The organism is Actinomadura rudentiformis (genome assembly GCF_008923185.1).
GTDB lineage: Bacteria > Actinomycetota > Actinomycetes > Streptosporangiales > Streptosporangiaceae > Spirillospora > Spirillospora rudentiformis.
In genome coordinates, this window is record NZ_WBMT01000003.1 from 366,107 (window position 1) to 380,051 (window position 13,945).

A 13,945-nucleotide genomic window follows, 5' to 3' on the forward strand; every position below is an offset into this window, starting at 1 on the left:
AGAGCACGGCTCACCGCCGCAAACCTGCCCAGCGACCCTCCCACGAGGCCTCTGTGGACTCTGCAGGACTGGGGGACGATCCCCAGACCCCCGAAGGGGCGACAGGCGATCCTCACGCCGCTGACGCGTCGCTCTGGTCGCCTGTCTCCATCCGATGCAGGCAGGTCTTCGGACTCGCGGGCAACGCACCAGATGAGGTGCGGCCTAATGGCCGTCGCTTCCCGGCTCGTCTCGACGGGCCAGTGCTTGATGACGGCGGTCGTTCCCGCTCACCGCTGCGGGGCAGTCCCGGATTCTCACCGGGTTCCCTCTTACGACGCCCCCGCCGGCAGGGTGGCCTGCCGCGAGATCACGGGGACTCGGCGTGATCTCGCCGCAGTCCACCCCCGACGGCGGGGGCGAACCAGCACGGGCAAGACCCTACATGTTGGTCATCACCATCGCCGACACCCAACATGTTGGGCGTGTCACAGGCCGCCGCCTCAGGAAGTCCGGAGGGGGCATGGAGATCATCGGGGAGAGATGGCACGATGGGCCCGCAATGTCGCCACGTCCGTTCTTCCGCCTCGGCAGGGCGGTGGTCTTCACCACCGTCTGCGTGACGCTGGCCACGATCGGGCACTCCCTGATGTCTCCGGCCGCGGTTCCGGCCTGGGCGGTCATCGTGGGCTTCACCGGGGTGCTGGTGGTGGCGGGTGCCCTCGCCGGGCACGAACGTTCGCTGGCGACCATCACCGGTGGCCTGCTGGGCGGGCAGTTCGTGCTGCACAGCCTGTTCGCGAACGCGTCGGCGCCGGTCGAGCACCACGTCCAGCCGGGCATGGCCGCGCCCGCACCGGAACACGGCTCCGGGCTGGGCATGACGCTGGCGCATGTGGTCGCCGCCGTGATCTCGGCGTGGTGGCTGCGGCGTGGTGAACGGACCGTCTGGGCGCTGACCCGGCGGCTCGCGGCGCAGGTCGGACGGCCCGTCCGTGATCTGCTCGCTGTTCTCCTGGCCGCCGCCGAACCCGTGGCGCCGCCCGTGCGTACCCCTGTGCGGCGGGCACGGGTCGCCATCGGCCCCACCGGACGCGTGCTGCGGCACGAGGTGGTCCGCCGCGGACCTCCGCACCGTTCGAGGGCGCTCGCGCACAGCTGAGCGCCGTACGTCACCGGACGCCGCCCCCGGCGCTCCGGCCTCTCCTCGTACTCCCTCGAACGGAGCCTTTCCGCATGTCCATATCGCTGCACGCCCGCAGGGGCGCCGCCGTCACCGGCCTCGCTCTCGTCTCGGTCCTCGGGCTTGCCACCGCCGCGTCCGCCCATGTCACGGTCAACCCCCGCGAGGCCGAGCAGGACGGTTACGTCAAGGTCGCCTTCCGCGTACCCAACGAGCGGGACAACGCGGGCACCACCAAGGTCCAGGTCGATCTGCCCATGGACCACCCGCTCGCGTCGGTGTCGGTCCGGCCGGTTCCCGGCTGGAAGATCAAGGTCGAGAAGTCCAAGCTCAAGACCCCGATCAAGGCCCACGGCGGCGAGCTCACCGAGGCCGTCTCCCGTATCACCTGGTCCGGCGGCAAGATCGAGCCCGGCCAGTTCCAGGAGTTCGACGTCTCGATGGGCCGGATGCCCACCGACACCGATCGGCTGATCTTCAAGGCCGAGCAGACCTACTCCGGCGGCGAGGTCGTGAAGTGGGACCAGGTGCCCAAGGACGGCCAGGAGGAACCGGAGCACCCGGCCCCGATCCTCAAGCTGACGCCCAAGGGCGCCACGGCCACGGGCGCCGGGGCCTCCGGCGCGCCGACGGTCAAGACGGTCGCGGCGGGCACCACGTCCGAGAACGCCGACGACGGCACGGCGCGGCTGCTCGGCGGCCTGGGCCTGGCCACCGGGCTCATCGGCATCGCGATCGGCGGGTACGGCATCTCGCGTGCGCGGAGCCGGTCATGACGTTCCTGATCCGCACCGCCCTGATCCGCACCGCCCTGATCCGCACCGCCCTGATCCGCACCGCCGCGGCGACCGGTGCCGTCAGCGCCGTGCTGGCCCTGACCGCCGCGCCCGCCTCCGCCCACACCGCGCTGCGGGACTCCGACCCCAAGGCGAAGTCCACGGTCGAGTCGCCCACCCAGATCACGCTGACCTACAACCAGCCGGTCACGATCCCCCGGGTCATCCTCACCGACGACAAGGGCGAGCAGCACACCTCGGGAACGCCCAAGGCGGTCGACAACAAGGTCACGCAGCCGGTCGCCGGCACGCTGCCCAACGGCGACTACACCGTGGGCTGGCGGGTCGTCTCGGCCGACGGCCATCCGGTCAGCGGCAGCTTCACGTTCACCGTGAAGGGCTCGTCCTCGCCGGCCGGGATCATTCGGAGCAAGGACGCCGCGCCGGTCCCGACGCTCACGGTGAAAATGACCACCGCGCCGGCCGCGGCGGAGGACTCCGGCGGCTCGTCCGGCTGGTTGTGGATCGGCCTGATAGCCCTGGCCGTCGCGGCCGCCGCCGGGGCCGGGAGCCTGCTCAAACGGCGCCGCACCGGCTGAGTGGAACGGACGGAGATCACTTCGATACACCAAGTGATCTTCTCTGGAGGCATGTCAAAGCACTCCTTATGATTCAGGAATGCTCGAATCACGGCATATCCGTACGTTCCAGGAAGTGGTCCGGGAGGGGTCGTACTCGGGCGCCGCACGCGCGCTCGGGTACACCCAACCCGCGATCACCCAGCAGATGAAGGCGCTGGAACGGGCGGTGGGGATGCCGCTGTTCGTCCGGGCCGGCCGCGGGCTCCAACTGACCGAGGCGGGCACGGTCCTGGCGAGGCACGCCGAGGTCATCGTCGGCGACCTGACGGCGGCGCAGCAGCAGTTGCGGGCGCTGGCGAGGCTGGAATCCGGCTTGGTCCGGATCTGCGCGTTCCCCAGCGCGAACGCCACGCTCGTTCCGGACGCGATGGCCCGCCTGCTCGCCACTCATCCGGGCGTACGGGTCGAGTTGCAGGAGGCCGAGCCACCCGAGTCGGTGCATCGGCTGGTCCGTGGCGAGAGCGACATCGCCCTTGCGTTCACCTATCCGGGACCTCAGGCCGAGATGCCCGAAGAGCTGGTCGAGGTCCCGCTCATGGAGGACCTGCTCACCGTCCTGCTGCCGACCGGGCATCCGCTGGTCCGCCACCACGCCGTACGCCTGGAGGACCTGTCGAACGAACGGTGGATCGCGGGCTGTCCGCGCTGCCGGGCCAACCTCCTGCATCTGTGCGCGGAGGAGGGGTTCGTCCCGGACATCGTCTTCAGCACCGACGACAACCTCGCTGTTCAGAGCCTCGTCGCAGCCGGGGTCGGCATCGCCCTCATGCCCGCGCTCGTCCTGTCCTTCCTCTGCCACTCCAAGGTGACGGGACGGGTCGTGGCCCGGCAGCCGACCCGAAAGGTCTCGGCATATGTCCTGCGCGACCATCTGCGAATCCCCGCCGTCGAACTGGTGACAGAGGAGCTCAAGGCCGCGGCGGCCACCCGCGTGGGGTGCTGACGAGCCGATCCAGGCACGATCCATAAGCACTGCTTTGAAGGATCTAACAGATCGTCGTTAGACGTTATGGACCGGCGCCCCGAACCTGGGGTCATGGCCGCAATCACCGCCACCACACCGATCACACCCGTCCTCACCGACGTGATCGACGCCGTCCGCGAGATCGTCCAGCGTGGTCTGGCGCCGGAGCCGACTGCACATCTGGCAGGCCAGGCGCTGCGGCGATTCCTGGAGCGGCCCGGCCTGCTGACGCCCGAGCAGCGCACGGGCGACCCCGAGCGGTACCGGCAGCACGTCCTGCACGCCGAGCCTGACGGCAGCTTCTCGGTCGTCGCGCTGGTCTGGCTGCCCGGCCAGCGGACACCGATCCACGACCACGTGTCCTGGTGCGTGACCGGCGTGTACGAGGGCGAGGAGACCGAGCGGCGCTACCTGCTCGAATCCGACGGCCGGCGCTCCCGCCTGGTCGCCATCGAGGAGGTCGTCAACCCGTCCGGCGCGGTCGCCGCGTTCGCCCCGCCGGGCGATATCCACAGGGTGTGGAACGGGGGCACCACGAAGGCGATCTCGATCCACCTCTACGGCGCGGACATCGCCAAGCTCGGCACCAGCATCCGCCGGACCTACGCGGAACCGGCCGAGGAGTCGTGAGTCAGGCCCATCCCGCCCTACGGGCACGGCCTCCACGACCTGTCACGCGTTCCGCCACGTCCCGGCTGCGCTGGCCTCCCGCCCTGCGGAGCAACGCTCCGGGGTTGTGCCTGGCCGCTGGCGGCGTGGCTGGTGCGCGGCTCGTCCACGACCTGCTGCCCATGGTCCCGACTCTCACCGCGGCCATGGTGCTCGGCATGATCGCGGCCCATCTGCCTGCCCTGCGCACGATCACACAGGGCGTCGCGCGGCCGGGGCTCGGCGTCGCCGCCAAGCGCCTCATGCGGGTGGCGATCGTGCTGCTGGGCCTGCAACTGAGCCTGGCCGACGTGGTCGGTCTCGGCTGGGTCACCGCTCTGATGGTGCTCGTCGTCGTGGCTGTGACGTTCACCGGCACGCTCTGGCTGGGGCGCCGCCTCGGCCTGCCGGGAGACCAGCCGCTGCTGGTGGCCACCGGATATTCGATCTGCGGCGCCTCCGCGATCGGTGCGGTGAGCCAGACGACCAGGAGTGATCAGAAGGATGTCGCCAACGCCGTTGCCGTGGTGACGCTCTGCGGCACCCTGGCCATCGCGGTGCTGCCGTTGCTTCACCACCCGCTCGGCCTGACCGACGCCGCTTTCGGCCGCTGGGTGGGCGCGAGCGTCCACGATGTCGGGCAGGTCGTGGCCGCCGCCCAGACGGCAGGTCCGGCTTCCCTGACGGAGGCCGTCCTGGTCAAGCTGATGCGGGTGGCGCTCCTCGCGCCGCTGGTCGCCCTGATCGCGATCAGTGCCCGGCGCAGAACGGCTGAACATGCGTCCGTCGAAAGCGCATCCGACGAGAACGCGTCCGTGCGCCCGCCGCTCATCCCGCTCTTCGTGGCGGGCTTTCTCATGATGATCCTGCTGCGTACCGGCGGCCACATCCCTGAGGCGGCACTCGCCCAGGCGGCGAGCGTCCAGCACCTGCTCCTCGCGGCGGCGCTCTTCGGTCTCGGCAGCTCCATCCATCTGCCGTCGATGACCAGGACCGGCGGCAGGATGGCCCTCCTCGGCCTGGCGTCCTGGATCGTCATCGCCGGGCTGTCCTACCTGGGCGTGATCGTCACGGCTTGAATGATCATTCCTCTGGACCGGCGAAGATTACAAGATTACACTCGGCCCATCACGAGCCGCAGGGGGCCGTTTCATGATCGTTGAATACATCCGCTACCGGGTGCCCGAAGCCCGGTCGGCCGACTTCGAGGCCGCCTACGCACGCGCCGCCGTCCCACTGGCAGCGGCGCCGCAATGTGTCGACTACGAGCTCTCCCGGTGCGTGGACGAGCCCGAGTCGTACATCCTGCGCATCACCTGGACCTCCGCGAAGGACCACCTGGAGGTCTTCCGCGGCGGCGAGCACTTCACGGCCTTCTTCGCCGAGATCCGCCCGTACGTGGAGCAGATCGAGGAGATGCGCCACTACGAGCAGACCCCCGTGCGGAGCACCGGTTCCTCGATTCCCACGCTCTACGACTGGGCGGGCGGCGAAGAAGCCTTCCAGCGTCTCACCGAGGCCTTCTACGCCAAGGTCCGCGAGGACGAGCTCGTCGGGCCGCTCTTCGCCCACATGGACCCTGGTCACCCCAAGTACGTCGCGATGTGGCTCGCCGAGGTCTTCGGCGGCCCCACCCGCTACACCGACGAACGCGGCGGCTACCACCACATGGTCACCCAGCATCTCGGCAAGGCCATCAAGGAGCCCCAGCGCCGCCGCTGGGTCAACCTCCTCATGGAAGCCGCGGACGAGGTCGGCCTGCCCGGCGACCCCGAGTTCCGCGCCGCGTTCGCCGGCTACATCGAATGGGGCACCCGCATCGCCCTGGGCAACTCCCAGACGGACGCCCAGCCGCCCATGCATGCCCCCGTCCCCCACTGGGGTTGGGGCGTGGCCCCGCCCTACATCCCCAACCCCTGACCGGCAACGAGAGGGGCGGCGTCCGGAACACACCGGCGCCGCCCCTTTCGCGTGTGCTCAGCTTCGTGTGCTCAGCCTGAGAAGCGTTTGAGGAAGAGGGCGAGGCGCCGCTCGTGGTCTTCGCGACGCATGCGGCCGTTGCGCATGAGTGTGAGCAGGCCGTGCAGGCCGCTCCAGAAGAGCTCGGTCAGGACCTCCACATCATCGTCCCCGGCAATCGGGCGGACCGTCTCTCGAAGCTCGCCGAACGCGTCCTTCAGCGGAGCGGGCGCCTCCGGGGTGGCGAACGGCAGGTCGACGGCGAGGGTGAACATCGCGTCGTAGAGAGCGGGACGGCGTTCGGCGAACGCGGCGTAAGCCGCCGCGACGTCGGCGAGGGCCAGGCCGGACGCGGCCGTGCGGGCGGCGCGGAGGTCGGCGGCGAGCTCGGCGCACCCCTCCACCGCGACCGCTGCCAGGATGGCGTCCTTGCCCTTGAAGTGGCTGTAGAGGACCGGCTGGCTGTACTCGATCTCCGCGGCGAGCCGGCGGGTGGTCACCGCGTCCCAGCCCTCGGTCTCGGCGAGGTCGCGCGCGGCCGTCACGATCAGGCGTTCCCGCTCCGCTCGTTCGCGCTCCCGGCGCGACTGAATCGACATGCCTGCATTCTAGCACTGCTAGCTGAACTGTCATGGCTATGCTAACGTCGATACCGTTCCTAGCAGTGCTAGAAGTTGGAGATCCTCATGCTCACCGTCATCGCCTACGGCTTGGCCGTCGTCCTCAACCTCTTCGTGGTCTTCATCGGGCTGAACTTCCTCCGCACGCCCGAGGCCGCGGCCACCGGCTACGGCATTCCGGCCAAGAAGGACGGCGAGGCGGGCCCCTACCTGGCCATCAAGGGAATCCGTGACGGCAGCTACGGCATCATGGGCCTCGCCCTGCTGGCCTTCGCCGGTGCGGAAGCGGGCGCGTGGTTCATGCTGGTCGTGGCGCTCAACCCGCTCTTCGACACCGTCCACGTGCTGCGCAACGGCGGCAGCAAGGCGACGGCGTACGGCATCCACTTCGCCACCGCCGTGGTCATCCTCATCAGCGCCGCCCTCCTCTTCGCGGTCTGATCGGGCGGCCACTCACGGGTGCAGGCGTGGGGAGCCGCGCTCTACTGCCAGGTCGCGGTGTCGGGGTCGATGTTGTGGGCGCGGGCGCTGGCGTCGATGATTTGACGCAACCAGGTGGCCAGGCCAGCGCGGATGCCGTCGTAGTGGGCGGCAAATGCCGGATCGGCCTCGAACATGCGGCCGAGACGGACCTGCATCTGCCTGGTGAGGGGATAGTACGAAGCAGAGACTTCGCGGTGCCGCTCGACGAGCTGGTTCGCTTCCGGGCTACCAGGTGCGACGCCGGCGTCCATCGCATCGGCGAGGGCGCGGTCGAGATCGGCAACAGCACCGGCGATGGCTTGCCATTCCTCCGGACCGCGAGTGGCTGAGCGTTCGGCGTACTGCAGCCATTGCGTCGTGTCTCCGTAGCGCTGATGAGCTTGGGCGGGCCACTCCGGGTCCCACTGGGGGCCGAAGATCGCGGCCTGCTGCTCGACGGTCAGCAGCAGGCCGCGCTCGTGGGCGTCGATCATCCGATCCAGTCCGGCGCTGAGCCGCTGGAGGCGGTCGATCCGTTCAGCGACCTGGGTGCGCTGCGCGCGCAATGCGCCGGACACGTCCGCGGTCGAGTCGTCCAAGATGGCCCGGATCTGGTCCAGGCCGACACCGATCTCACGGTAGATGACGATGCGGTGGAGGCGTTCCAGATCACCAGCGGTGTAGAGCCGGTATCCAGCAGCCGTGCGCAGCGACGGTCGCGCCAGACCGATCTCATCCCAGTGGTGCAGCGCGCGGACTGTCACGCCCAGACGCGTCGAGACCTGTCCGACGGTCAGGCCATCGGCGCCAGTGGCATCAGGCATGACCCTCATTGTCGCCGCCCGGTGGGGCGATTCCGACGGCTTCAAGGTTCCGCGCCTCCTGGCTGGCCGGATCAAAGGGCTTCGCCGCCGTGACAACGATGCGTGCGTTCTCTGGGGTGATCACCGACACATCGCGGGTGTTCCAGGGAGTGTCCCGTGGCCCGTCGACCGAGTCCGGGCGCAGCGCACGACAGGCCTCGGCAACGGAATCGACCTGGCTGAGCACGCACGCGAAGCTGAAGCTCATCGCCGGTGCCTGCTCCGGAACGCTCGCCGCCTCGACCAGGAGTACATCCTGGAACGCCCATCGGCGCAGATGCACAAGCCTGCCGGGGATGCTGAACAGCTCGAAGAACCCGAGCCCACGAGTCCAGAAGTCGACCGAGGCCGCCATGTCACTCGTGGGTATCGTCACGAACGCGGGCATTCCGTAGATGCCACGGAACGGCTCCGGCGGAACCGCATCCGGGCCGGGCTCGGGCACGGGACTCATCTCGAACGCGTTGTAGTGGTCGCTCATGCACTCACCCTCCAGCCTCACGCAACGTGAGAGTCAAGCCGAGTCCGTGGATCTCCCTGTGATCGCCTCTGGCCACCGATGGCGATGAGTACGCCGCTCGGGGATCTGAGTATTTGAGCGGATGAGGCCGCGCCGGGCGGGCTGGGAGTGTTCGGCCATGCGCATCACCTGCCCCGGCTGCCGAAACCCGATGACCCGGCCTGGCCTGGTCGCCTGCCCGGTCTGCGAGCTGGTCCTCACCGGTCCGGACGCGCAGGAACTGTGGTGGGTCGACGACCAGCTCGCCCGGCTGACCCGGCGGCGGCGCGAGCTGATCGCGAGGCTCTACGGCCCGGCGCCGGTGGCCTGGCCTGCCGTGCCGGTGCCGCCACCCGGTTTCCAGCCGGCTCACGGGGACGTCTCGCGGCTCGGGGTGCGCAATGTGCTGCTCATGCTCGGCGGGCTATTGCTCGGCATCGCAGCCGTCGCGTTCACCGTCATCAGCTGGGGATCGCTCAGCCTGGGGGCACGAGCGCTGATCCTGGTGTCGGTCACGGGCGTGACGCTCGGCGTGGTCTGGCCGCTCGCCCGCCGGGGCCTGTCCGCGACTGCCGAGACGCTCGCGGTGGTCGGGCTGCTGCTGGTCGGGCTGGAGTGCTACGCCGCGTACGCGGGTGGTCTCTTCGGTCTCCAAGACGTGGACGGTCGGTGGTACGCGGCGTGGGCGGCGGCGGCCGTGACCGTTGGCTGGAGCGTTTATGCGTGGGCGGCGCCGCTGCGGATGCCGCGTCCGTTGGCGGTTGTGATCGGTCAGCTGCCGCTGCCGCTCGGGGCGTTCGCGCTCGATGTCCCGGTGAGCGGGATGGTCTTTACGCTGCTCCTGCTCTCGCTGCTGGACCTCGGCGTCTGGGGCGTGGTCACCACGACGCGTGAACGGGGCGTCGCCGGAGCGCTCGGGATCCTGACGCTGTCGATCAGCGGGCTCACGGCCTTGCTGATGGCCTATACATCCTCCTCCCGGCAGTCTGCGGCCTTGCTCGTGTTCGCTGCGGCGGTCGCGCTGGGTTGGGCGGCGGTCGTTGAACGCAGGTTCGCGATTGCGACCGGACTGACGCTTTCGGTTGGAGCGACGGTGGCACTTCCGCTCTCAGACCGGTGGGAGCCGGCCGCGGCGGCCGCGTTCGCGCTCGCGGTCGTGGCAGGGGCGCTGCTCCTGCCGAAGCGGCTACGAAAGATGGCAGGCGTCGGCGGCTTGCTGACGTTGGGTCTTTCGACGCTGATCGTCATACCTGGCACGACCCTTACGCTGCTGAGCCCGCTCCGGCATCTCGACGATGTCTGGTCGGGAACGGCGGTGTGGGCGCCGGGTGAGTCTGAGCTGATCCTGCCCTCTGCTCCTGTCGTCCTGGCGCTCCTTGCCGTCGCTTTGTGTGTGGCTTTCCGTGCGGTCGCTCCTCCTGTGGGGGCGCTGGCGGTGTTGATGATCCCGGACCTTGCGTATCCGGTGCTTCCGGCATTGATGGTCGTGCTTGCGCTGGCGCTGGCGGGTTGGGCGGCACTTGATCGCGAGGTGCAGGTCTCCGCCGGGCTCACAGCGGTTGCCACAAGCGCGTGGGCCACAGCGGAGGCGCTCGCGACCGAGGAGACGACCCTCGGCGTGCTGGGCGCGGTGACCGTGGGCGGGATCGTGTGCGCTGTGGTCCCGGTGCTGCGTTCGGGGGCCGCGGTCACCACCACGCTCGCCTTGGGCGGGTTCGCGGCGACGCTCGGGCTGACCGCCGACCTGCCCGTTCACCTAGCGGCGTTCGGTGTGCTCGCGGCAGCCGCGCTCGGCCTGGCTGCGTCGGCCTGGCTGCGGGATGTGCCGACGGAGGTCGCCACCTGTGTCGTCGGGGCGGCCGGCATCGTCATGGCTGCGGGCCATCCGGCTTATCTCAGCCTGGCGCTGTCGGTCGGCGGCGTGCTGGCGTTCGCCGTGGCTCTGCGGGCGGATCGCCGCCCGGCGGCGGGCTGGGTCTGCTCGGTGCTGATGGTGGCGGCATGGTGGGTCCGGCTTGGCGCGAGCGACATCTCGGCTCCCGAGGCCTACACCCTGCCCATCTCCGTGGCTCTCATGGTCCTCGGGTTCCTGCGCCGGAGGTCAGTGGAGCCCCCATCCTCCTGGGCCGCCTACGGTCCGGCGCTGGCGGCGACCCTGGTCCCGAGTCTCATGGCGGCGTGGGCGGCTGAATCCGGCGAGCCGCGCGCGCTCATCCTCGCCGTCGCGGCGCTCGCGATCACCCTGGTGGGTGCGCGGACCCGGTTGCAGGCCCCGCTGGCCCTGGGAGGCACCGTGCTGGTGCTCGACGCAGGCCTGCAGCTCGCCCCGTACGCCGTGGAGGCGCTCGTGCGGCTGCCGGGCTGGTTCCCCGTCGCGGTGATCGGCTTGGCCGTCCTGGTCGTGGGCGCGACGTACGAACATCGCTTGCGTGACCTGAGGCGCCTACGGGACGCGGTCACCAGGCTCGGCTGACGAGGCCGCGAACTTCCGTCCCGGCTCGGGGGCCGGGACGGGACGGACTGCGGTGCGCCAGAGGATGACCAACCCGAGGATCCCTGCGGCCGTCGCCAGCGCGGGGCCGAACGCGAATCCGAGCTGCCGGGCCAGGCTCTGCGTCACCCCCGCGGTGCCCTGGAGCCGTTCGGGCGCCGCCGTCATGTGCCCAGGTCGGACCGAGGTTGCCCACAACGTAGCAACGGTCAGAACTCGTCGGTGGGAAGGACGCTCTCCAGCGGTTCGGGGATGAGCAGGTCCTCGCCGAGGGCGACTGAGGCGCTGTGGGTGTAGTCGCCGCCGCGCGGCTCGGAGAAGATCGTGGCCTTGCCGTCGAGCCGGTCGATCAGCAGGTACAGCGGAATGTCGGCGGCGGCGTACCCCCGGCGTTTGGGCCCCCGGTCGCGTTCGGCGGCCTTGCGCTCTCCTCGCCGACCCGAGGTCACTTCCAGGACCATCACCACGCCGTCGGGTTTGCTGTGCCAGTCCCGTCCCGCGAACGCCCCCTTGGGGGCGGCGATACCGTCGGGCACGTACTCGCCCTCCGGACTGATCAACGTCAGGTTGCGGTGCAAACGGAGACCGTGAATCTCGCGCACCCAGTCATCGACCGCGACGACGATCGTCTCGTGCTGCCCGTCGGGGGTCGGCGACACGATGATCTCTCCATCCACGAGTTCGGCGCGGAAGCCCGGCATCACGTCGAGCGTGGCGAACGCCTCGCGCAGATCGTCACGGACGAACGGCGGCTCTTCGGGCATCGCCGTCATCACAGGTCTCCTCGTGATCTCAGCGTTGGTCGCGTCGTATCCACCAACTTAGCAGCGGTGGCGTTGTTCGAGCGGTCGGTGGCGTGGCTGCACCGTCACCGGGTGTTACTGCCAGGGGACCGCACCGGCGTGGCTACCGGGACGGGAGCCAACAGCGGCGCCGCTGAGGCGCCTACGGGACGCGGTCACCGGGCTCGGCTGACGAGGCCGCGAGCTTCCGTCCCGGCTCGGGGTCCGGGACGGGCCGGACTCGGCGAGCACATGGCGATCCTCCTCCGGTCCACGTTCGTCGGGCGTTAGGCGGAGTCCACCCCCGGCTACCCCCGTTCGGGGGTGGTGCAGGTCACAGCCTGGGCTGACGATCCTTCTAACCGGTGGTACGGCGTTACGAGGAGGAACCATGCCCGCAGTCGAGTTCCAGTCGGCTCGCGACTTCTTGCTCGCCCACCGGGAGGACTACGCCACGGCGTACGAGAAGTTCCGGTGGCCCGTCCTCACGGGGTTCAACTGGGCACTGGACTGGTTCGACAAGATCGCGACGGACAACGACGCCCCGGCGCTCTGGATCGTCGAGGAGGACGGCTCGGAGAAACGCCACTCGTTCGCCGACCTGTCCCGCCGTTCCAACCAGGTGGCCAACCACCTGCGCGCCAGCGGCGTGCGGCGCGGCGACCGGATCATCCTGATGCTCGGCAACCAGGTCGAACTCTGGGAGACGATCCTGGCCGCGATGAAGCTGGGTGCAGTGATCATCCCGGCCACGCCGCTGCTCGGGCCGACTGATCTGCGCGACAGGCTGACCAGAGGCAAGGCCAGACACGTGGTGACGGCCTCAGCGCAGACGGGCAAGTTCGACGAGGTCCCCGGGGAGTACACGCGGATCGCCGTCGGCACGCCCGTCGCGGGCTGGCTCAGTTACGAGGCCGCCTACGACAAGCCCGCGGCGTTCAGCCCGTACGGCACCACCATGGCGAACGACACGCTGCTGCTCTACTTCACCTCCGGCACGACCGCCCAGCCAAAGCTGGTCGAGCACACGCACGCCTCCTACCCCGCCGGTCACCTCTCGACGATGTACTGGATCGGGCTGCGCCCCGGCGACGTGCACCTCAACATCTCCTCGCCGGGCTGGGCGAAGCACGCGTGGAGCAACGTCTTCGCGCCCTGGAACGCCGAAGCCTGCGTCTTCATCTTCAACTACACCCGGTTCGACGCCGACCGGCTCCTGCGCGAGCTGGACCGCTGCGGCGTGACCAGCTTCTGCGCCCCGCCCACCGTCTGGCGGATGCTGATCCAGGCGGATCTCTCCCGCCTGGCCACGCCGCCGCGCGAGGTGGTCGCGGCGGGCGAGCCGCTCAACCCGGAAGTGATCGAACGGGTGCGTGAGGCCTGGGGCGTGACGATCCGCGACGGCTTCGGGCAGACCGAGACGACCGTGCAGATCGCCAACAGTCCGGGACAGCCCGTCAAACCCGGGTCGATGGGCCGTCCGGCCCCCGGCTACAAGGTGACGCTGCTCGATCCGGTGACCGGCCGGCCCGCCGACGAGGGCGAGATCTGCCTCGACCTTGAAGATCGCCCCACCGGCCTGATGAAGGGCTACCACGGCGACGACGGCCGTACGGAGGAGGCGATGGCCGGCGGCTTCTACCGCACCGGCGACATCGGCTCGCGTGACGCCGACGGCTACATCACCTACGTCGGCCGCTCCGACGACGTCTTCAAGGCGTCCGACTACAAGATCTCCCCGTTCGAGCTGGAGAGCGTGCTGATCGAGCACGAGGCGGTCGCCGAGGCCGCCGTGGTGCCCTCCCCCGATCCCGTGCGGCTGGCCGTGCCCAAGGCGTACGTGACGCTCGCCACCGGCTGGGAGCCGAACGCCGAGACCGCCGCGTCGATCTTCGCGCACAGCCGCGCGCAGCTGTCGGCGTACAAACGGGTCCGGCTGCTGGAGTTCACCGCCGAGCTCCCCAAGACCATCTCCGGCAAGATCCGCCGCGTCGAGCTGCGCGGCAGCGAGATCGACAAACACCCCGACGCCGATGCCCGGCCCACGGGCGAGTTCCGCGAGGAAGAACAGTGATGAG

Annotated in this window: 15 protein-coding genes and 1 riboswitch; of the genes, 10 read left to right on the forward strand and 5 right to left on the reverse strand. The window is 69.7% G+C overall.

Going from position 1 to position 13,945, the window contains the following annotated elements; all coding sequences use genetic code 11:
- Positions 1 to 142: 142 nt before the first annotated feature.
- Positions 143 to 358, reverse strand: a riboswitch (cobalamin riboswitch).
- Positions 359 to 541: 183 nt separating this feature from the next.
- The 7 genes from F8566_RS08270 (at position 542) to F8566_RS08300 (ending at position 6,111) form a co-directional block, all read left to right on the forward strand.
- Positions 542 to 1,141 carry an MFS transporter gene (locus F8566_RS08270; protein WP_151559335.1) on the forward strand — a complete coding sequence of 200 codons (600 nt, stop codon included), beginning with the start codon at positions 542 to 544 and terminating at the stop codon, positions 1,139 to 1,141.
- Positions 1,142 to 1,215: 74 nt separating this feature from the next.
- On the forward strand, positions 1,216 to 1,938 hold the full coding sequence (locus F8566_RS08275) for a YcnI family copper-binding membrane protein (RefSeq protein ID WP_151559336.1): 723 nt from the start codon (positions 1,216 to 1,218) through the stop codon (positions 1,936 to 1,938).
- A complete protein-coding gene (locus F8566_RS08280) occupies positions 1,935 to 2,537 on the forward strand; it encodes a copper resistance CopC family protein (RefSeq protein ID WP_151559337.1) in 603 nt (200 codons plus the stop codon). The genes F8566_RS08275 and F8566_RS08280 overlap by 4 nt, the downstream gene beginning before the upstream one ends.
- A 79-nt stretch (positions 2,538 to 2,616) precedes the next feature.
- Positions 2,617 to 3,522 carry a LysR family transcriptional regulator gene (locus F8566_RS08285; RefSeq protein ID WP_151559338.1) on the forward strand — a complete coding sequence of 302 codons (906 nt, stop codon included), beginning with the start codon at positions 2,617 to 2,619 and terminating at the stop codon, positions 3,520 to 3,522.
- A gap of 93 nt (positions 3,523 to 3,615) precedes the next feature.
- Positions 3,616 to 4,173 (forward strand): cysteine dioxygenase family protein, encoded by a 558-nt coding sequence (locus F8566_RS08290; protein ID WP_225992959.1) that lies wholly within the window; start codon positions 3,616 to 3,618, stop codon positions 4,171 to 4,173.
- A complete protein-coding gene (locus tag F8566_RS08295) occupies positions 4,170 to 5,270 on the forward strand; it encodes a YeiH family protein (protein ID WP_225992960.1) in 1,101 nt (366 codons plus the stop codon). The genes F8566_RS08290 and F8566_RS08295 overlap by 4 nt, the downstream gene beginning before the upstream one ends.
- A 73-nt stretch (positions 5,271 to 5,343) precedes the next feature.
- The gene (locus F8566_RS08300) at positions 5,344 to 6,111 is read left to right on the forward strand and encodes a group II truncated hemoglobin (protein WP_151559340.1); all 768 of its coding nucleotides are present in this window, start codon (positions 5,344 to 5,346) and stop codon (positions 6,109 to 6,111) included.
- 71 nt (positions 6,112 to 6,182) lie between these two features.
- On the opposite strand, the gene F8566_RS08305 is transcribed toward F8566_RS08300, so the two are convergent.
- On the reverse strand, positions 6,183 to 6,749 hold the full coding sequence (locus tag F8566_RS08305; protein ID WP_151559341.1) for a TetR/AcrR family transcriptional regulator: 567 nt from the start codon (positions 6,747 to 6,749) through the stop codon (positions 6,183 to 6,185).
- 87 nt (positions 6,750 to 6,836) lie between these two features.
- On the opposite strand from F8566_RS08305, the gene F8566_RS08310 reads away from it, so the two are divergent.
- On the forward strand, positions 6,837 to 7,211 hold the full coding sequence (locus tag F8566_RS08310; RefSeq protein WP_151559342.1) for a DUF4267 domain-containing protein: 375 nt from the start codon (positions 6,837 to 6,839) through the stop codon (positions 7,209 to 7,211).
- A gap of 41 nt (positions 7,212 to 7,252) precedes the next feature.
- Here F8566_RS08310 and F8566_RS08315 read toward each other — a convergent pair whose 3' ends face one another.
- Together F8566_RS08315 and F8566_RS08320 are read right to left on the reverse strand one after the other, a co-directional pair.
- Entirely contained in the window at positions 7,253 to 8,056 is an 804-nt protein-coding gene (locus tag F8566_RS08315) for a MerR family transcriptional regulator (protein ID WP_151559343.1), read from the reverse strand.
- Positions 8,049 to 8,576: a VOC family protein gene (locus tag F8566_RS08320; protein ID WP_151559344.1), complete on the reverse strand. Its 528-nt coding sequence runs from the start codon at positions 8,574 to 8,576 to the stop codon at positions 8,049 to 8,051. Before F8566_RS08320 ends, F8566_RS08315 begins: the two co-directional genes overlap by 8 nt.
- A 157-nt stretch (positions 8,577 to 8,733) precedes the next feature.
- On the opposite strand from F8566_RS08320, the gene F8566_RS52195 reads away from it, so the two are divergent.
- Positions 8,734 to 11,067 carry an SCO7613 C-terminal domain-containing membrane protein gene (locus F8566_RS52195; protein WP_151559345.1) on the forward strand — a complete coding sequence of 778 codons (2,334 nt, stop codon included), beginning with the start codon at positions 8,734 to 8,736 and terminating at the stop codon, positions 11,065 to 11,067.
- Here the strand turns inward: F8566_RS52195 and F8566_RS08330 are convergent.
- Together F8566_RS08330 and F8566_RS08335 are read right to left on the reverse strand one after the other, a co-directional pair.
- Positions 11,038 to 11,253 carry a hypothetical protein gene (locus F8566_RS08330; RefSeq protein ID WP_151559346.1) on the reverse strand — a complete coding sequence of 72 codons (216 nt, stop codon included), beginning with the start codon at positions 11,251 to 11,253 and terminating at the stop codon, positions 11,038 to 11,040. The genes F8566_RS52195 and F8566_RS08330 overlap by 30 nt on opposite strands.
- A 41-nt stretch (positions 11,254 to 11,294) precedes the next feature.
- Complete coding sequence (locus F8566_RS08335) at positions 11,295 to 11,858, reverse strand: Uma2 family endonuclease (protein ID WP_151559347.1); 564 nt, start codon at positions 11,856 to 11,858, stop codon at positions 11,295 to 11,297.
- Between the two features lie 400 nt (positions 11,859 to 12,258).
- On the opposite strand from F8566_RS08335, the gene F8566_RS08340 reads away from it, so the two are divergent.
- A complete protein-coding gene (locus tag F8566_RS08340) occupies positions 12,259 to 13,941 on the forward strand; it encodes an AMP-binding protein (RefSeq protein WP_151559348.1) in 1,683 nt (560 codons plus the stop codon).
- The last annotated feature ends 4 nt before the right edge of the window (positions 13,942 to 13,945 follow it).